The sequence below is a fragment of the Streptomyces sp. NPDC021080 genome (assembly GCF_044333225.1).
Lineage (GTDB): Bacteria > Actinomycetota > Actinomycetes > Streptomycetales > Streptomycetaceae > Streptomyces.
Window position 1 is genome coordinate 161,215 of the sequence record NZ_JBIRQM010000009.1, and the last position, 18,238, is coordinate 179,452.

Below are 18,238 nucleotides of genomic sequence, written 5' to 3' on the forward strand. Positions count from 1 at the left end.
CGGCCCACCGGATTTCGGCACACCGGGTCCGAGAAGCCCCGGTACCGGGGACGGCCCCTCTCGGCGGCTCCACGGCGGGTCGCTTCGGCCTCGGACGCGACTCGGGACGGAGAATTCATCGCAGAAATCTACATATCCGACATTCACGTGAGGCAGGGCGGCCGTGACCGGTGAGAGCAGTCGAGCAGCACAGCCCGTTCGCAGGGGGAAGGCCGGGAGCCGGCTGTCAAAAGTGTTCGAGCACAACCCCGCCGGGCCCGACTGGCCGGGCGCGGTGATGTTCCTGGACGTCGCGCTGGTGCCGCTGTTCGCCTTCTGGGCGATCGGCTGCGAGCAGTACCTGCTCAGCGCGCTCTTCGGGCTGCTGTTCGCGGCCCTGGCCGATCCGGGCGGCGGCTACGGGCGCCGAGCGCTCGACATCGCGGTCTTCGCTCTGATCGGTTCCGGGGTGACCGCGCTGGCCTTCGGCATCGGAACGGACGACTGGGGCGGGCTCGCGCTCGCCGCGTTCGGGGTCACGCTGGCGGGCGGACTGGCCGCCGTGTCCGGGACCCGCAGATGCGTCAACGCCTGGCTCCTCGGCGCCTGGTTCGTCGTCGCGATCGGGCTGGAGTCCGGCCTCCACGCATCCGACCTCATCACCAGCCGCACCTGGGCCCAGGTGCTCGCCTGGACCGGAGGAGCGGCGCTGTGGCTCGTGGCGGCGTTCGCCCGGTGGCTGATCCGCGGACGCACCGAGCGGCCCCGGCCCCTCGCGGAGCTTCCGGGGGACACGTCGTGGAAGAAACCGGACCTGCCACTGATCCGGTTCGCGGTGATCCGCGCCCTGGCCGTCGCCGGCACCGTGGCACTCGCGTACGGACCGGACCTGTCGCACGGCGGCTGGATCCCGATCGCGGCCGTGATCGCGATGAAGCCGAGCCCGGAGCAGACCGCGATCGTCAGCGCCCAGCGGCTGACCGGCGCGCTCATCGGCGCCGCCGTCGCCACGCTGCTGTTGCTGGCGCCGCCGAGCGAGCACGGAATCAGGCTGTTCGCGGTCGAACGCGGCCTCGAAGCGGTGGCGCTCGTCCTGTTCGCGCACGGGGCGGCGATCCGCTTCCGGAACCCCGCGTACTGCACCGCGGCCGTCACCGCGGGAGCGCTCGTCCTGGTGGAGCTTCCGCAGCACTCCGGCGGTGCGGCCGAGGGCTACCGGGTGCTGTGGACGCTGTGCGGGGTGGGGATCGGTCTGCTCGCCATGTGGCTGGCGGACCGGGTCGCCGAACGCGCCGCCGGAGCCCACGGCAACCGGCCCGCCGCCGCGGGCCCGCCGCCGGACCTCCACGCTCGCGTCCCGGAGGAGACCGCGCACCGGCTGCCCGGCGACCGCAGGCCCGGCGACCGGCCGGCCACGGCCGATCACGGCCGTTGAGGCCCCCATGACGACGAAGACCCCCGCCCCGCATCGGCTGGGGGTCTTCGTGCCCGGAGCCCGTGCGCCGCGGTTCAGGCGGGCTCCCCGGGCGTCTGCGCCCGGAGTTTCTCGGCACGTTCACGCGGGTCGTACCCGGGACCGACGCCCTCGACCAGGACGAGGTCCCCGTCGATGTGGTCGGCCCGCAGCCGCAGGATCTTCCGGTACTCGGCGGACTCGTACCAGGCGCGGGCCTCGGCCATGCCGGGGAACTCGATCAGCACCATGCTGCCCGGCCAGCTGCCCTCCACCACCGCCGTCGGCGGGCCGTGGATCAGAAAGCGGCCGTGGAACGGTTCGAGGGTGCGCTGGATCCTTTCGAGGTACTCGAGAATGTCCGGGTGGTGACGGCGGTCACGTAAGTGCGCGAACCCGTATGCGGGCACGTCCGGCTCCTTCGTTCGTTCCGGCAGGACGACGAGAACGTAGCCAGGAGCGCCGGGGCACCACAATGACCTCGGAGGTAAGGGCCAGGGCCGGTGAACGACGAAGACCCCCGGTCCGAGTGGACCGGGGGTCTTCGTGCTGGTGGGGCTAACAGGATTTGAACCTGTGGCCTCATCCTTATCAGGGATGCGCTCTAACCAACTGAGCTATAGCCCCGCCGCGCTCTGCGGTGTGTGTCCCGCGCGCTGACCTCTGAAGATTAGCGCACGACGCGGCCAGTCCCAAAATCGATAGTCGGAGGGCGTTCGAAGGCGCCCTCACTCGTCCTCTGCGAGGGTCAGTTCCACACCCCCGACGAAACCGGCGGAGAGGTTGTAGATGAACGCGCCGAGGGTCGCCAGGGCGGTCGCGAGGACCACGTCGATGACCGCGATGACCGACGTGAACATCAGGACGTGCGGGAGCGAGAGGAACGACTGGAGGTCGAAGCCGTTGGACTCGTTCGACCCGGTCGCCTCGGAGATCGTGCCGCCGACCGTCGAGAAGACGCCCATCGCGTCCATGACCATCCACAGCACCGCCGCCGCCACGATCGTGCAGATGCCGAGCGCGATGGAGAGCAGGAAGCTGACCTTCATCACCGACCACGGGTCGGCCTTGGCCACCCGCAGCCGCGCCTTGCGCACGCGCGGCGTCGTCCGCGCGCCGGTGCGCGGCCGGCGGACCGCGCCCGCCGGCTGCTGCTGCGCCGGGTAGGCCTGCGGCGGGTGGTACGGCTGCGCGGGCTGCTGCCCCGGCCGTTCGCCCGGCAGCGGTGACGGCGCCGCCGACGGCGTCACGGGCGGCACGCCCGGAGCCACCGGGGCCGCCTGCCCGCCCGCGTGCTGCTGGGCCTGCTGGCCTCGGGTGTCGGTCACAGTTCCCCCCTGGGATCCATGAGAGTCATGGGAGTCAGTCCCGTTCATGGCGGTGCCACGGCCGCCGTCCGTTTCCGTACCGGTCGATCCGGCGCCCGTGGCTCCACTCACGACGACTCACTCCTCGCGCTACTCGGCCGAGGACGGCTCGCCCTCTTCCGTACCGACGGCCTCGACACCTTCGGCGGTCTCGTCCACGGCTTCGTCACCGTCGACCTCCTCCGCCTCCCGGCCGGCCTCGGCGTTACGAGCGATGCCGACCACGGCATCGCGCTTGCCCAGGTTGATCAGTTGGACGCCCATGGTGTCACGGCCCGTCTCCCTGACCTCGTTGACTCGCGTACGAATCACACCACCGGACAGTGTGATGGCGAGGATCTCGTCGGTCTCCTCGACCACCAGCGCGCCGACGAGGGAGCCGCGGTCCTCGACGATCTTGGCGGCCTTGATGCCGAGGCCGCCGCGACCCTGGACGCGGTACTCGTCGACGGCGGTCCGCTTCGCGTACCCACCGTCTGTGGCAGTGAACACGAACGTACCGGGTCGAACAACATTCATCGAGAGAAGCTCGTCGCTCTCGCGGAAGCTCATGCCCTTGACGCCCGAGGTCGCACGGCCCATCGGCCGCAAGGCGTCATCCGTCGCGGTGAACCTGATCGACTGCGCCTTCTTGCTGATCAGAAGCAGATCGTCCTCTGCGGAGACGAGCTCGGCTCCGATCAGTTCGTCGTCGGATCCGTCCTCCGTCTCGCGCAGGTTGATCGCGATGACACCCCCGGAACGGGGCGAATCGTAATCCTTGAGCGGCGTCTTCTTGACCAGTCCGCCCTTGGTGGCCAGCACCAGATAGGGCGCCGCCTCGTAGTCGCGGACCGCGAGGATCTCGGCGATCGCCTCGTCCGGCTGGAAGGCCAGCAGGTTGGCGACGTGCTGTCCACGCGCGTCACGGCCGGCGTCGGGGAGCTCGTAGGCCTTGGCGCGGTAGACCCGGCCCTTGTTGGTGAAGAACAGCAGCCAGTGGTGCGTCGTCGACACGAAGAAGTGGTCGACGATGTCGTCCTGCTTCAGCTTCGTGCCGCGTACGCCCTTGCCGCCCCGCTTCTGCGAGCGGTAGTCCTCCGTCTTGGTGCGCTTGATGTAGCCGCCGCGCGTGATGGTGACGACGATGTCCTCTTCGGCGATCAGGTCCTCGATGGACATGTCACCGTCGAAGGGCACCAGCTTGGAGCGGCGGTCGTCGCCGAACTTCTCGACGATCGCGGCCAGTTCCTCGCTGATGATGCCGCGCTGGCGCAGCGGCGAGGCGAGGATCTCGTTGTACTCGCGGATCCTGGCCTGGAGCTCGTCGTGCTCCTGGATGATCTTCTGGCGCTCCAGGGCGGCCAGCCGGCGCAGCTGCATCTCGAGGATCGCGTTGGCCTGGATCTCGTCGATCTCCAGGAGGCCCATCAGGCCCTCTCGCGCGATCTCCACGGTGTCGCTGCGCCGGATGAGCGCGATGACCTCGTCGATGGCGTCCAGGGCCTTCAGGAGACCGCGCAGGATGTGCGCGCGCTCCTCGGCCTTGCGCAGCCGGAACTTCGTCCGGCGGACGATGACCTCGATCTGGTGCGTCACCCAGTGGCGGATGAACGCGTCCAGGGAGAGCGTGCGCGGCACACCGTCGACGAGCGCCAGCATGTTCGCGCCGAAGTTCGTCTGCAGGTCGGTGTGCTTGTACAGGTTGTTCAGGACGACCTTGGCGACGGCGTCCCGCTTGAGGACGATCACGAGCCGCTGGCCGGTGCGCGAGCTGGTCTCGTCCCGCACGTCCGCGATGCCGCCGACCTTGCCGTCCTTGACGAGGTCGGCGATCTTCTGGGCGAGGTTGTCGGGGTTGACCTGGTACGGGAGTTCGGTGACCACCAGGCACTGGCGGTTCTGGATCTCCTCGACCTCGACGACCGCGCGCATCGTGATGGAGCCACGGCCCGTGCGGTACGCCTCCTCGATGCCCTTGCGGCCCACGACGAGCGCGCCGCTCGGGAAGTCGGGTCCCTTGATGCGCTCGATGAGGGCGTCCAGGAGCTCCTCGTGGGAGGCGTCCGGGTTCTCCAGGTACCACTGGGCGCCGGCCGCGACCTCGCGCAGGTTGTGCGGCGGGATGTTGGTCGCCATGCCGACCGCGATACCGGCGGAGCCGTTGATCAGCAGGTTCGGGAAACGGGCCGGCAGGACGGTCGGCTCCTGGGAGCGGCCGTCGTAGTTGTCCGTGAAGTCGACGGTCTCCTCGTCGATGTCGCGGACCATCTCCATGGACAGCGGCATCATCTTGCACTCGGTGTACCGCATCGCGGCCGCCGGGTCGTTGCCGGGAGATCCGAAGTTGCCGTTGGAGTCCACCAGCGGCATGCGCATCGACCACGGCTGCGCGAGGCGGACCAGCGCGTCGTAGATCGAGGAGTCGCCGTGCGGGTGGTAGTTGCCCATGACGTCGCCGACGACGCGGGCGCACTTGTAGAAGCCCTTCTCGGGCCGGTAGCCGCCGTCGTACATGGCGTACAGGACGCGGCGGTGGACGGGCTTGAGACCGTCCCGCACGTCCGGCAGGGCGCGCGAGACGATGACGGACATCGCGTAGTCGAGATACGAGCGCTGCATCTCGGTCTCGAGCCCGACGGGCTCGATGCGCAGCGCGATATCGCTCTCTTCGGGAATGCTGGGAATGCTCTCGTCGGCCATTGCTGGTGAAGATCCTTTCTGACGCGGTCAGCTGAGACCGACTCAGATGTCGAGGAAGCGGACGTCCTTGGCGTTGCGCTGGATGAACGCGCGGCGGGCCTCGACGTCCTCGCCCATGAGGACGGAGAAGAGGTCGTCGGCCTGGGCGGCGTCGTCGAGCGTGACCTGGCCGAGGACGCGGTGTTCCTGGTCCATGGTCGTGATGCGCAGCTCCTCGGCGTTCATCTCACCGAGACCCTTGAAGCGCTGGATCGAGTCCTCGCGGACGCGCTTGCCGGCCTGGCGGCCGAGCTCGATGAGCGCGTCGCGCTCACGGTCCGAGTACGCGTACTCGAAGTCGTCCCGGCCCCACTTGATCTTGTAGAGCGGCGGGCGGGACAGGAACACGTGCCCGGCCTCGACCAGGGGCCGCATGAAGCGGAACAGGAAGGTCAGCAGCAGGGTGTTGATGTGCTGTCCGTCGACGTCGGCGTCCGCCATCAGAATGATCTTGTGATAGCGGAGCTTCTCGATGTCGAAGTCCTCGTGGACTCCGGTGCCGAAGGCGGAGATCAGTGCCTGGATCTCCTGGTTCTGCAGGATCTTGTCGATCCGCGCCTTCTCGACGTTGAGGATCTTTCCGCGGATCGGGAGGATCGCCTGGTACTGCGGGTTGCGGCCGGACTTGGCCGAGCCGCCGGCGGAGTCACCCTCGACGATGAAGATCTCGCACTTGATGGGGTCGTTCGACTGGCAGTCGGAGAGCTTGCCCGGCAGGGACGCCGACTCCAGGAGGCCCTTGCGGCGGGTGAGGTCACGCGCCTTGCGGGCCGCCACGCGCGCGGTGGCCGCCTGGATGGACTTGCGGATGATGTCCGCGGCCTCGTTCGGGTTGCGGTCCAGCCAGTCGTTGAGGTGCTCGTAGACCGCCTTCTGGACGAAGGTCTTGGCCTCCGTGTTGCCCAGCTTGGTCTTGGTCTGGCCCTCGAACTGAGGCTCGCTCAGCTTGACCGAGATGATCGCGGTCAGACCCTCGCGGATGTCGTCGCCCGTGAGGTTGTCGTCCTTCTCGCGCAGCAGCTTCTTGTCGCGCGCGTACTTGTTGATGAGCGAGGTCAGCGCCGCACGGAAGCCCTCCTCGTGCGTACCGCCCTCGTGGGTGTGGATGATGTTGGCGAAGGAGTACACGCCCTCGCTGTAGCCGCTGTTCCACTGCATCGCGACCTCGAGGGACAGGGCCTTGTCCTTGTCCTCCGCCTCCAGGTCGATGACGGTGGGGTGCACCACGTCTCCCTTGCGGGAGTTGAGGTACTTCACGAAGTCGACGATGCCGCCTTCGTAGTGGTACGTGACGGTCTTGACCTCGGCCTTCTCGTCGGCGCCCGCCTCGTCCGCCCCGGAGGTGGCCTTCGCCGACTCGCGCTCGTCGGTGAGCTTGATCGTCAGGCCCTTGTTGAGGAACGCCATCTCCTGGAAACGCCGCGAGAGCGTCTCGAAGGAGTACTCCGTGGTCTCGAAGATGTCCGCGTCGGCCCAGAAGGTGACCGACGTGCCGGTCTCGTCCGTGGCCTCGTGCTGGGAGAGAGGGGCCGTCGGGACGCCCAGCTTGTAGTCCTGCGTCCACCGGTGGCCGTCCGTCTTGACCTCGACGGAGATCTTGCTCGACAGGGCGTTGACGACGGAGACGCCGACGCCGTGCAGACCGCCGGAGACCGCGTAGCCGCCGCCGCCGAACTTGCCGCCCGCGTGCAGCACGGTCAGCACGACCTCGAGGGCCGGCTTGCCCTCGGAGGCGACGATGCCCACCGGGATGCCGCGGCCGTTGTCGACGACGCGCACACCGCCGTCCGGGAGGATCGTGATCTCGATCGTGTCCGCGTGGCCTGCCAGCGCCTCGTCGACCGAGTTGTCCACCACCTCGTACACGAGGTGGTGGAGTCCACGCTCACCGGTCGAGCCGATGTACATGCCAGGTCGCTTGCGGACCGCGTCCAGACCCTCGAGGACGGTGATGGCACTGGCGTCGTACGAGGATGTGACCTCGCCGTTCGCGCCGGCGTCGGTGGACGGGATGTTCTCGTTGGGGTTGCCGGAATCGGCCACGAAGCGCCCTTTCTGGCACAGCACAAGCCGAACTCCCGGCGGGTGGCCGGAGCGGCTGCGGCGTGTTGCGGTGGTAAGCCTTGGTCAGCGTTGCTCGGTGCGTCCCACTAGTGGGGCGGGATTAGCTTCCAGTCTACCGGTAGCGCTGACAGTGATGGGGGTTTGGCGGTACCTGAGTCCGCATGTGCCGCCCTGAACCGGTCTCGCCCGACTCCCCATATGCGGACCCGGGCCCAAAGAGGCTCACAGCGGCACTCAGCCCTTCCGGGTGTCAAGCCTCGGCTACCGACCGCTCAGGTCGCCGTCCGCCGTCGCGCGCGGTCACCCGAGACGGTCGGCGGGAGCCCTCCGAACAGCGTCCCACCGGGTGGCCGAGGACCCCTTCGAACAGGCCCAGATATGCCTCTGACCAGCAAATATCGATGGCTTCCGAGATCGCTCGGCAAGGGGTGACGAAGGACCGGGCACCCCCCGGGTCCCGACCGGCACGGACCCGGGGGAACAGCGGGTCACCCACGGGCGGGATCGGTGAAGGGCCCGGGCGCGCGGCGATCGGCCGCCGCCTGCCCCCTACGAGGGTGGTACGCACCCGGAACCCGTCCGCGGCACGGCCCGGCCCCGCCGCGGACGACGGCCGGAAATCGTCCATCGCTCATCCACCGCCATCGGCCCGTCCCGTCGCTGTCGACCGTGTCCACCGCCCGGCACGATCACGAACGCAGGGTTCGAGGAGGGTCCTTCCCCGCCGTGGCCGGCCGACCGGGTCGGCCGGGTCGGCACAGTCGGGTTCGAGGAGGGTCCGGCACCTTCGAGATCGCCGGGTTCGCGGGTGTCCCGGTGCCGCCCGGATCGGTCACGACCGGCGGTTCGGCACGGCGGTGTCCGCTCGGGTCGGGAACGCCCGTGGACGGGGCCGGCGGGGCCGGGGGTCCGGCGTCGTCCGGGACCGGCTCGACGCCCCTCACCGCCCGGTGGGCGGCAGCCGCGGCAGGCCGCCCGCCGGCCCGGCGTCGGCCCGTCAGCCGTAGGTGTCGCCGGGACCCGTACTGCCCGGCGCGCGCAGCGGTCCGTACCGGCGCGAGGGGCCCGTCGGCCCCTGGACCTTGATCAGACGCACGGTGCCGTGCCCGAGGTCCTGGTTCAGCCGCGCGACCAGCTGCGGCGCCAGCAGGCGCAGCTGGGTCGCCCAGGCGGTCGAGTCGCACTGCACCGTCAGCACCCGCTCGGCCGGGTCGTCGTCGTAGCGCAGCGGAACGCAGTGCTTGGCCAGGTCGTCGCCGACGATCTGCGGCCAGCGGCCCATCACACCGCCCACCGCGGCCGGGGTCTCCCAGCCGCGCTCGGTGAGCAGCCGGTTGATCGCGGAGCCGAGCGCCATGGGGTCGCGCCCGTCGGCACCCGAACCGGAGCGCAGACCGCCGCCGCGGCGCGCCTGCTTCTTCTGCTGGGCCGCGTCCCCACGCGCGCGTGCCTGCTCCTTCGCGGCCCGCAGCGCCACGCGCGCGAGGTCGACGCCGGACGGCTCCGGGGTCTTCCTGCCGGGCGCCACGCCCTCGGCACCGGCTCCCGATGTGTTCTCCGTCATAGGCGCTCCACCGTGCCTTCGGACACGGCGTACCGCGTCCCGGTCAGAACATCCGGTACGTCGTCGTCCACGGCCGCCGTCACGAGCACCTGCTCGCCGGGGGCGACGAGTTCCGCGAGACGCTCCCGTCTGCGGCTGTCCAGCTCCGCGAAGACGTCGTCGAGGACCAGCACCGGTTCATTGCCCTCGGCCCTGAGCAGGTCGTACGAGGCGAGGCGCAGCGCGAGCGCGTACGACCAGGACTCGCCGTGCGAGGCGTACCCCTTGGCGGGCAGCCGGCCGAGCTTGAGGAGCAGATCGTCCCGGTGGGGCCCCACGAGGGTCACTCCGCGCTCGATCTCCGGCTTGCGGGCCTCTTCCATGGCGCCCATCAGCTGCGCGTAGAGCTCCTCGCGGGCGTGACCCACGATGCCGGGCGAGGACGCCTTGTACTCCAGGGCGACGGGCCCGCCGCCGGGCGCGAGCTGCTCGTAGGCCTTGTCGGCCAGCGGCTGGATCGCGGCGACCAGGTCGAGCCGCTGGGCCATCAGCTCGGCTCCCACGCGGGCGAGGTGCTGGTCCCACACCTCGAGGGTGGACAGGTCCATGGTGCGGCCGGCGTGCCGACGGGCCAGCGCGGCCGACTTCAGGAGGGTGTTGCGCTGCTTGAGGACCCGGTCGTAGTCGGACCGGACGCCCGCCATGCGCGGGGAGCGGGCGGTGATCAGTTCGTCGAGGAACCGCCGCCGCTCCCCGGGGTCGCCCTTGATCAGGGCGAGGTCCTCGGGCGCGAACAGGACGGTCCGTACGATGCCGAGGACGTCACGGGGTCTGACCTGGGAGGACCTGTTGATGCGGGCGCGGTTGGCCTTGCCCGGGTTCAGCTCCAGCTCGATGAGCTGCTGGCGTTCGCCCTGGCGGACATTGGCCCGGATGATCGCCCGGTCGGCACCCATGCGCACCAGCGGCGCGTCCGAGGAGACGCGGTGGCTGCCGAGGGTCGCGAGATAGCCGACGGCCTCGACCAGGTTCGTCTTGCCCTGTCCGTTGGGCCCCACGAACGCGGTGACGCCCGGGTCGAGCGGGACCTCGACCCGGGCGTACGAGCGGTAGTCGGCCAGCGACAGATGCGTGACGTGCATGGTCGTTCGCCGACCTCCCCCAGCGTGGTGTTTCGGGTGTTGCGGATTTCTCCCCGGGGTCCGGGCGGACCCGGTCCCCAGGTTCTTCCCCGGCTGTGGACAACCGGGTCACCCCGGAGTGCGAAGACCCCGGGGCTTCGATCAGGCCTTCTCGACGGCGTGGCCGCCGAACTGGTTGCGCAGCGCCGCGATCATCTTCATCTGCGGCGAGTCGTCCTGCCGCGAGGCGAACCGGGCGAAGAGCGACGCTGTGATCGCGGGAAGCGGCACCGCGTGGTCGATGGCCGCCTCCACGGTCCACCGGCCCTCGCCGGAGTCCTGCGCGAAGCCCTTGAGCTTCTCCAGGTGCTCGTCCTCGTCCAGCGCGTTGACGGCGAGGTCGAGCAGCCAGGAGCGGATGACCGTTCCTTCCTGCCAGGAACGGAAGACCTCGCGCACGTCCGTGACGGAGTCGACCTTCTCGAGCAGTTCCCAGCCCTCGGCGTAGGCCTGCATCATGGCGTACTCGATGCCGTTGTGGACCATCTTCGCGAAGTGGCCCGCGCCGACCTTGCCGGCGTGCACCGCTCCGAAGTCGCCCTCGGGCTTGAGCGCGTCGAAGACCGGCTGGACCTTGGCAACGTGCTCGGCGTGGCCGCCGTACATCAGCGCGTAGCCGTTCTCCAGGCCCCAGACGCCGCCGGAGACACCGCAGTCGACGAAGCCGATGCCCTTGATGCCCAGCTCGACGGCGTGCTTCTCGTCGTCCGTCCAGCGCGAGTTGCCGCCGTCCACGACGACGTCGCCCGGCTCCAGCAGGGCGGCCAGCTCGTCGACGGTGGACTGGGTCGCGGCACCCGCGGGGACCATGACCCACACCACGCGCGGACCCTTGAGCCTGCCCACAAGTTCTTCCAGGCTGTGGACATCGGCGAGGTCCGGGTTGCGGTCGTATCCGATGACGGTGTGACCTGCGCGGCGGATCCGCTCGCGCATGTTGCCGCCCATCTTGCCGAGGCCGACGAGACCGAGCTCCATCAGTTGTTCCTTAGGGGTTGCGACGTGGCGTGAGGGCACTCTCGTACCTGGGTCCGAGCCTAAACCGGGGGGTACCACCCACGCCTTTCGGGCACCTGTGGAACTCACGCACATCTGTGGGCATATCCGCTCAGACGTATGCCCCGCCCGCGGTGCGCCCGCCGGCCCTGAGGACCGGCGGGCTCCGGGATCAGCCGGACAGGCGCACCGGCATGATCAGGTACTTGTAGGCCTCGTCCGCCTCGGCGTCCACGGCGGGCTTGCCGCTGAGCAGCGCCGGCTTCGTGGACGTCGTGAAGGAGAGCTGGGCCACCGGGGAGTCGATGGCGCTCAGGCCGTCGAGCAGGAACGTCGGGTTGAAGGCGATCGAGACGTCGTCGCCCTCGAGCTGGGCGTCGACCCTTTCCACAGCCTGTGCGTCGTCGCTGGAGCCGGCCTCCAGGATCAGCACGCCCTGCTCGAAGCTCAGCCGCACGGGGGTGTTGCGCTCGGCGACCAGGGCCACACGCTTGACGGCCTCCACGAAGGGGGCGGTCTCGATGACGGCGACGGAGTTGAACTCCGTCGGGAACAGCGAGCGGTACTTCGGGAGGTCGCCTTCGAGCAGACGGGTGGTCGTACGACGCCCGGCGCCCTCGAAGCCGATCAGGCCCTCGCCCGCACCGGAGCCGGACAGCGCCAGGATCACGCTGTCGCCGCCCGTGAGGGCCTTGGCGGTGTCCAGGAGCGTCTTGGCGGGCACCAGGGCGACCGCGGACGCCTCGGGGTTCTCCGGCTTCCACAGGAACTCGCGGACCGCGAAGCGGTAGCGGTCGGTGGACGCCAGGGTGACCTTGTCGCCCTCGATCTCGATGCGCACACCGGTGAGCACGGGGAGCGTGTCGTCGCGCCCGGCGGCGATGGCCACCTGGGCGGCGGCGGAGGCGAAGACCTCACCCGGGACGGTGCCGGTCGCCGACGGCATCTGGGGCAGCGCCGGGTACTCCTCCACAGGCAGGGTGTGGAGTGTGAACCGCGAGGATCCACAGACCACGGTCGCCCGTACACCGTCTGTGGAAATCTCCACCGGCCGGTTGGGGAGCGCGCGGCAGATGTCCGCGAGGAGACGGCCGGACACGAGGACCGTGCCCTCCTCGTCGATCTCCGCGTCCACGGAGACCCTCGCCGAGACCTCGTAGTCGAAGCTGGAGAGGCTCAGTGCGCCCTCCTCGGCCTTCAGAAGGAGGCCGGCGAGCACAGGAGCCGGCGGACGGGCCGGGAGGCTGCGTGCCGCCCAGGCCACTGCCTCCGCGAGTACGTCGCGTTCCACCCGGATCTTCACCGTTGCCGCCTCCGTCTGTTGCCGGCGCTCTCGCCCTGCTGGCCTTCGTCGTCCCGGTGTCCTTCCGACCGCTGAGGGGGAGGACGCCGGGGACCAGTCTGACGCACCGCGCTGACAGTCGGTGCCTCTCGGGGTCAAGTCGTGCCGAGCGGCAGTCGAGCCTCCGAGAGCAAGTTGTGCACAGCCCCCACTTCGAAACGATTCCCAGGCTCTCTCTAGTTGGTCTTAGTAGTAGGGCCTGTGGATACCGTGGATAACCCCGTTTTCGCAGCTCAGAGGCGATTTTTTGTCCACTGGTCCTGTGGGTGGAGGCGGTGGACAACTCGGGGTATCTGTGGACGACGAAAAGTTCTGCACACTCGGTCCACAGCTTGGGGTCACTTCTCCCCAGCGTCGTCCCCAGCTTTACCCACGTTCCCCACAGCCCAATCCGGCACCTTGGTGTGACGCCTTTCACTCGAGACGGTGAGAAAGCTCAGCGCGTTGCCGAACAGTGGACAGAGGTGTGGAGAAGCTGGAGATCGCTGGGGACAACCGACGCAGACCTGTGGGTCACCAGTGGACAACTTTGCGCACAGCCTGTGGATCCCTCCTTCGTCCACAGGCTGTGGAGAGTCTTCGTCCACGAATCCACAGGCGGCTGACCTGGCCTGATGGTCTTTCAACAGCGTTGCCTGTGGAAACAATCTGGACAACTTCCCAGTCCCCAGGATGTGGACGGAAGAAAGTCACCACATCTGTGGAGAGTGGCCGTAACCAGACCCGGATTCGAACAGCAGGTGTCGGGTCGGTAGCGCCGCAAATGGTGCGGGAGCGCTCGGAACACGGCCCGGAGCCGTCGAGGAGCGGGTCCGGAGCCGTCGAGGAGCGGGTCCGGAGCCGTCGGAAGGTGTTCCCGGACCTCGACGGGCGGGCGAGAACGGCGAAGGGCGCCCCGGGACGATGGTCCCGGGGCGCCCTGAGGCATGTACGGCCGCTGGTCGGCGCCGGCCGCCGTCAGCCGTTCTTGATGCGGTTCGTGAGTTCGGTGACCTGGTTGTAGATGGAGCGGCGCTCGGCCATCAGCGCGCGGATCTTGCGGTCGGCGTGCATCACGGTCGTGTGGTCGCGGCCGCCGAACTGCGCGCCGATCTTCGGCAGCGACAGATCGGTGAGCTCACGGCACAGGTACATGGCGATCTGCCGTGCCGTCACCAGGACGCGGCTGCGCGAGGACCCGCACAGATCGTCCACCGTGAGCCCGAAGTAGTCGGCGGTGGCGGCCATGATCGCGGTCGCGGTGATCTCGGGCGCCGAGTCCTCACCGCCCGGGATCAGGTCCTTGAGGACGATCTCCGTCAGACCGAGGTCCACAGGCTGCCGGTTGAGCGACGCGAACGCCGTCACCCGGATCAGCGCGCCCTCCAGCTCGCGGATGTTGCGCGAGATCCGGGACGCGATGAACTCCAGCACCTCCGGCGGGGCGTTGAGCTGTTCCTGGACCGCCTTTTTGCGGAGGATCGCGATCCGGGTCTCCAGCTCGGGCGGCTGGACGTCGGTGATCAGGCCCCACTCGAAGCGGTTGCGCAGCCGGTCCTCCAGTGTGACCAGCTGCTTGGGCGGCCGGTCGCTGGAGAGCACGATCTGCTTGTTCGCGTTGTGCAGCGTGTTGAAGGTGTGGAAGAACTCCTCCTGCGTCGACTCCTTGTCCGCGAGGAACTGGATGTCGTCGACGAGCAGGATGTCCATCTCCCGGTACCGCTTGCGGAAGCTGTCGCCCTTGCCGTCGCGGATGGAGTTGATGAACTCGTTGGTGAACTCCTCCGAGCTCACGTACCGCACCCGGGTTCCGGGGTAGAGGCTGCGTGCGTAGTGCCCGATCGCGTGCAGCAGGTGCGTCTTGCCGAGCCCCGACTCCCCATAGATGAAGAGGGGGTTGTACGCCTTCGCCGGTGCCTCGGCGACGGCCACGGCAGCGGCGTGCGCGAAGCGGTTCGAGGCGCCGATCACGAACGTGTCGAAGAGGTACTTCGGGTTCAGCCGGGCGGTGGGCTCGCCCGGACCCGGCGTCGGCGCGGGCTGCGCGGCCTTCGGTCCGGTGGCACCGCCCGCGGACGGCAGGGAGGGGCCGCCCCTGCGCCCCTGGGCGCCGTCGGAGGGGTCCTGCAGATCGCGGCGGTCGGAGCGCTGGTCGTAGTCCTGGCGCTGCTGCTCGTAGGGCGAGCGGTCCATCGACTGGGGCCGGTAGTCCTGCGGCGGCGAGGCGTAGGGGTCGCGCTCGGGGAAGCCGAGGCGCTGCTGCTGCCAGCCGTAGTCGTCCTGGGAGTGGCGCGGCCAGGCGCCCGGCTCGGGGCGCTGGTAGTCCGGGTACGCGGGACGGGCTGTCGGCAGCTGGTCGCCCGGGGCGCCGGGCAGCGGTTCGGCGCGGCCGCCGCGGTGGTCGTCGGCGCGGTGCCGGCCGTAGCCCTCGTATCCGTCGCGGCGGGAGTCGTAGGGCGCGCGGTCGTCGCGGCTCTGCGGCTCGTACGCGCCGCGGTCGTCGCGGTTCTGTTTCCCGTCGTACGCGCCGCCGTCGTAGCCGCCGCGGTCGTCGCGGTCGTCGCGACTCTGGGTCCCGTACGTGCCGCGGTCGTCGCGGTTCTGTTTCCCGTCGTACGCGCCGCCGTCGTAGGAGCCCCGGTCGTCCCGGCCGGGGTTCTCGTACGGGTCACGGCTCTGGCCGCCCGCGGCGGGGAGCTCGGGCTCCTCGTAGCGGGGCGGGGCCGGCATGGACGGCTCGCCCGCGGAGTCGTCCACGGTGATGGCGATGCGGATGGGACGGCCGCACTCACGGCTCAGCGTCTCGCTGACGATGGGGGCGAGACGGCCTTCGAGTACGTTCTTGGCGAACTCGTTGGGGACGGCGAGCAGCGCGGTGTCCGCGACCAGCGCCAGGGGCTGGCAGCGCTTGATCCAGTGCTCGTCCTTCGCCTCGACACCCTGCCCGCGGCCTTCGCCCAGAAGTTGCTCCAATACGCGTGGCCACACTGCGGCAAGATCGGCAGGTACGTCAGCCACGGGGCACGCTCTCTCACGGGTCCCACGAACGTGTGGTTCTGGGAACAGGTTGGGAAGTCAGTCGCTTGGGGCGGGGAGGAACAAAACCGCTGGGGCGGCGGGAAGGGAACGAATCGGAGTTCAGCCACGGTAGTCAGGGCGACCGGTGCGGTTCAAGTTGTTGTCCCCAGCCTGTGGATAGTGTCCCCCGCCGGGGGTCGGTTTGACCGGATGGCGTAGCCGCGCGTACCGTAACCAGGTCGAGTTGTCGATGGCTGCTGCCGCCTGCCTCCGATGGGCACAGATCGCGAAGCGTGATCGGGAAGCGGTGCACTCGGGCGTAATGCGAGTTTCCTCGTGGGCGCACGGTGACAGCCAGGGCGGCACCCCGCCACCACCGATTCTTTCTGGAGCCCCCGAGTGAGCAAGCGCACCTTCCAGCCGAACAACCGTCGTCGCGCCAAGACCCACGGCTTCCGCCTGCGGATGCGCACCCGTGCCGGCCGCGCGATTCTCGCGAACCGCCGTGGCAAGGGTCGCGCCAGCCTGTCCGCCTGATCACCAACAGGTCATGATCTCGTGCTGCCTACCGAGCATCGGCTGAGGCGGCGCGAAGACTTCGCGACCGCGGTACGCCGAGGACGCCGGGCCGGACGCCCGCTTCTCGTCGTCCATCTACGTAGCGGTGCACCGGACCCGCACGCGCCTGGGGAGAGCGCTCCCTCGACGCGTGCGGGTTTCGTCGTGAGCAAAGCCGTGGGCGGAGCGGTCGTACGCAACAAGGTGAAGCGCAGACTTCGCCATCTGATGCGCGACCGGGTCGCCCTGTTGCCCCCCGGTAGCCTGGTAGTCGTACGAGCGCTGCCCGGTGCGGGTGACGCCGACCATGAACAGCTGGCCCGAGACCTGGACGCCGCCCTGCAGCGGCTGCTGGGAGGGGGCGCGCGATGAAGTACCCACTGCTTGCTCTCATCAAGCTGTACCAGTGGACGATCAGCCCGTTGCTCGGGCCGGTCTGCAAGTACTACCCGTCGTGCTCCCGCTACGGCTACACAGCCATCGACCGCCACGGTGCGATCAAGGGAACGGCACTCACCGCCTGGCGCATCCTCCGGTGCAATCCGTGGTCGCTGGGCGGTGTGGACCATGTTCCGCAGCGCAAGCGTCCGCGGTGGCACGAATTGCTGCGTAACGCCTGGCGTGCACGCAAGGGCGGGACCTCCGCCGCCGAACCGGCCACCGGGGAGACCACTGCCCCGGGCCCGGCCGCAGAGACCCCGTCCCATGCTCAAGGAGCTTGATTAGTGGACACGATTGCCAATCTTTTCAGCTTTATCACGACACCCGTTTCCTGGGTCATCGTCCAGTTCCACACGGTGTACGGCGCCATCTTCGGCCCTGACACCGGGTGGGCCTGGGGCTTGTCCATCGTGTCCCTGGTGATTCTGATCCGTATCTGCCTGATCCCGCTCTTCGTGAAGCAGATCAAGGCCACTCGGGCGATGCAGACGCTGCAGCCCGAGATGAAGAAGATCCAGGAGCGCTACAAGAACGACAAGCAGCGCCAGTCCGAAGAGATGATGAAGCTGTACAAGGACGCGGGTACCAACCCGCTCTCCTCGTGCCTTCCCATCCTGGCGCAGTCCCCGTTCTTCTTCGCCCTGTACCACGTGCTCAACGGCATCGCGTCGGGCGAGACCGTCGGTGTCATCAACCAGAGCCTCCTGGAGAGCGCGCAGAAGGCGCACATCTTCGGCGCCCCGCTGGCCGCGAAGTTCCTGGACAGCGCCGAGACCGTCGAAAAGCTCGGCGCCTCTCTGATGGACGTCCGCGTCGTCACCGCGATCATGATCCTGCTGATGTCGGGGTCGCAGTTCTACACGCAGCGCCAGCTGATGACCAAGAACGTCGACACGACGGTGAAGACGCCGTTCATGCAGCAGCAGAAGATGCTGATGTACGTCTTCCCGATCATGTTCGCCTTCTTCGGCATCCGCTTCCCCGTCGGTGTCCTCATCTACTGGCTGACCACCAACGTGTGGACCATGGGCCAGCAGATGTACGTCATCCGCAACAACCCGACCCCGGGTTCGAAGGCTCAGGCCGCCTACCTGGAGCGCCTGCAGAAGCACGTCACTCAGCACGGCAAGACCCGTGGCCGCGGCGAGAAGGCCATCGTCAAGGCCATCGTCGCCAAGGGCCGCGACCGCAACGAGTTCGAGCGCAAGTTCATCAACGGCCTGACGAAGGCGGGCCTCGTGGCCCAGCCCGACGGCCTCGTGATGGCCGGCGAGAACACGGCGGTCGTCGAGTCCGAGGACGGCACCACCACGACCACCGCGGCCGCCGCTCCCAGGCGTCAGCAGCCGAAGCGACAGAGCAAGGCGCAGCGCCAGTCGGGCGCCGCGTCCAGCAGCGCGCCGGCGGACGAGTCGGAGCCGAAGACTTCGCTGAGCAAGTCCGACGAGCCGCAGGAAGCCAAGCCCTCCGCCGCGAAGCCGGCCACGGGAAGCGGCAACAAGCCCGGCACCGGTACCCGCAGCAAGGCCCAGTCCGGACAGCGCAAGGGCCCGCAGCGGCCCAAGTCCCCGTCCAAGAAGTAAGAAGGAGTCCATC

The 18,238-nt window shown here is 69.0% G+C and carries 14 protein-coding genes and 1 tRNA gene; 5 read left to right on the plus strand and 10 right to left on the minus strand.

Annotated elements, in window-relative coordinates:
• Positions 1 to 232: 232 nt before the first annotated feature.
• Positions 233 to 1,414 carry an FUSC family protein gene (locus tag ACH4S8_RS23280; RefSeq protein WP_398396979.1) on the plus strand — a complete coding sequence of 394 codons (1,182 nt, stop codon included), beginning with the start codon at positions 233 to 235 and terminating at the stop codon, positions 1,412 to 1,414.
• Positions 1,415 to 1,488: 74 nt separating this feature from the next.
• Here the strand turns inward: ACH4S8_RS23280 and ACH4S8_RS23285 are convergent, their stop codons facing one another.
• The 10 genes from ACH4S8_RS23285 to dnaA all read right to left on the minus strand — a co-directional run bounded on the left by ACH4S8_RS23285 (position 1,489) and on the right by dnaA (position 15,643).
• Positions 1,489 to 1,842, minus strand: a complete 354-nt coding sequence (locus tag ACH4S8_RS23285; RefSeq protein ID WP_398396981.1) for a DUF1330 domain-containing protein — start codon at positions 1,840 to 1,842, stop codon at positions 1,489 to 1,491.
• 140 nt (positions 1,843 to 1,982) lie between these two features.
• Positions 1,983 to 2,059, minus strand: a tRNA-Ile gene (locus ACH4S8_RS23290).
• A gap of 101 nt (positions 2,060 to 2,160) precedes the next feature.
• Positions 2,161 to 2,871, minus strand: a complete 711-nt coding sequence (locus tag ACH4S8_RS23295) for a DUF3566 domain-containing protein (RefSeq protein ID WP_398396984.1) — start codon at positions 2,869 to 2,871, stop codon at positions 2,161 to 2,163.
• A gap of 18 nt (positions 2,872 to 2,889) precedes the next feature.
• Complete coding sequence (gene gyrA, locus ACH4S8_RS23300; protein ID WP_398396986.1) at positions 2,890 to 5,481, minus strand: DNA gyrase subunit A; 2,592 nt, start codon at positions 5,479 to 5,481, stop codon at positions 2,890 to 2,892.
• 42 nt (positions 5,482 to 5,523) lie between these two features.
• Positions 5,524 to 7,587 (minus strand): DNA topoisomerase (ATP-hydrolyzing) subunit B, encoded by a 2,064-nt coding sequence (gene gyrB, locus ACH4S8_RS23305; protein WP_398396988.1) that lies wholly within the window; start codon positions 7,585 to 7,587, stop codon positions 5,524 to 5,526.
• Between the two features lie 994 nt (positions 7,588 to 8,581).
• Positions 8,582 to 9,148: a DUF721 domain-containing protein gene (locus tag ACH4S8_RS23310; protein ID WP_398396990.1), complete on the minus strand. Its 567-nt coding sequence runs from the start codon at positions 9,146 to 9,148 to the stop codon at positions 8,582 to 8,584.
• Entirely contained in the window at positions 9,145 to 10,269 is a 1,125-nt protein-coding gene (gene recF / locus ACH4S8_RS23315; protein ID WP_398396992.1) for a DNA replication/repair protein RecF, read from the minus strand. Before recF ends, ACH4S8_RS23310 begins: the two co-directional genes overlap by 4 nt.
• Positions 10,270 to 10,410: 141 nt before the next feature.
• Positions 10,411 to 11,286 (minus strand): phosphogluconate dehydrogenase (NAD(+)-dependent, decarboxylating), encoded by an 876-nt coding sequence (gene gnd, locus ACH4S8_RS23320; RefSeq protein WP_398396995.1) that lies wholly within the window; start codon positions 11,284 to 11,286, stop codon positions 10,411 to 10,413.
• A gap of 190 nt (positions 11,287 to 11,476) precedes the next feature.
• Positions 11,477 to 12,607 (minus strand): DNA polymerase III subunit beta, encoded by a 1,131-nt coding sequence (gene dnaN, locus ACH4S8_RS23325; RefSeq protein ID WP_037614956.1) that lies wholly within the window; start codon positions 12,605 to 12,607, stop codon positions 11,477 to 11,479.
• 996 nt (positions 12,608 to 13,603) lie between these two features.
• Positions 13,604 to 15,643: a chromosomal replication initiator protein DnaA gene (gene dnaA, locus ACH4S8_RS23330; protein WP_398396998.1), complete on the minus strand. Its 2,040-nt coding sequence runs from the start codon at positions 15,641 to 15,643 to the stop codon at positions 13,604 to 13,606.
• A 399-nt stretch (positions 15,644 to 16,042) separates the two neighbouring features.
• Between dnaA and rpmH the strand changes: the two genes are divergently transcribed.
• Genes rpmH through yidC form a run of 4 tightly spaced genes read left to right on the plus strand, consistent with a single transcriptional unit; the run spans position 16,043 to position 18,225 of the window.
• Positions 16,043 to 16,180, plus strand: a complete 138-nt coding sequence (gene rpmH / locus ACH4S8_RS23335) for a 50S ribosomal protein L34 (RefSeq protein ID WP_006381191.1) — start codon at positions 16,043 to 16,045, stop codon at positions 16,178 to 16,180.
• Positions 16,181 to 16,201: 21 nt separating this feature from the next.
• Positions 16,202 to 16,573 (plus strand): ribonuclease P protein component, encoded by a 372-nt coding sequence (rnpA, locus tag ACH4S8_RS23340; RefSeq protein ID WP_078942937.1) that lies wholly within the window; start codon positions 16,202 to 16,204, stop codon positions 16,571 to 16,573.
• On the plus strand, positions 16,570 to 16,923 hold the full coding sequence (gene yidD, locus ACH4S8_RS23345) for a membrane protein insertion efficiency factor YidD (RefSeq protein WP_266760612.1): 354 nt from the start codon (positions 16,570 to 16,572) through the stop codon (positions 16,921 to 16,923). The genes rnpA and yidD overlap by 4 nt, the downstream gene beginning before the upstream one ends.
• Positions 16,924 to 16,926: 3 nt before the next feature.
• The gene (yidC, locus tag ACH4S8_RS23350) at positions 16,927 to 18,225 is read left to right on the plus strand and encodes a membrane protein insertase YidC (protein WP_398397001.1); all 1,299 of its coding nucleotides are present in this window, start codon (positions 16,927 to 16,929) and stop codon (positions 18,223 to 18,225) included.
• Positions 18,226 to 18,238 lie beyond the last annotated feature (13 nt).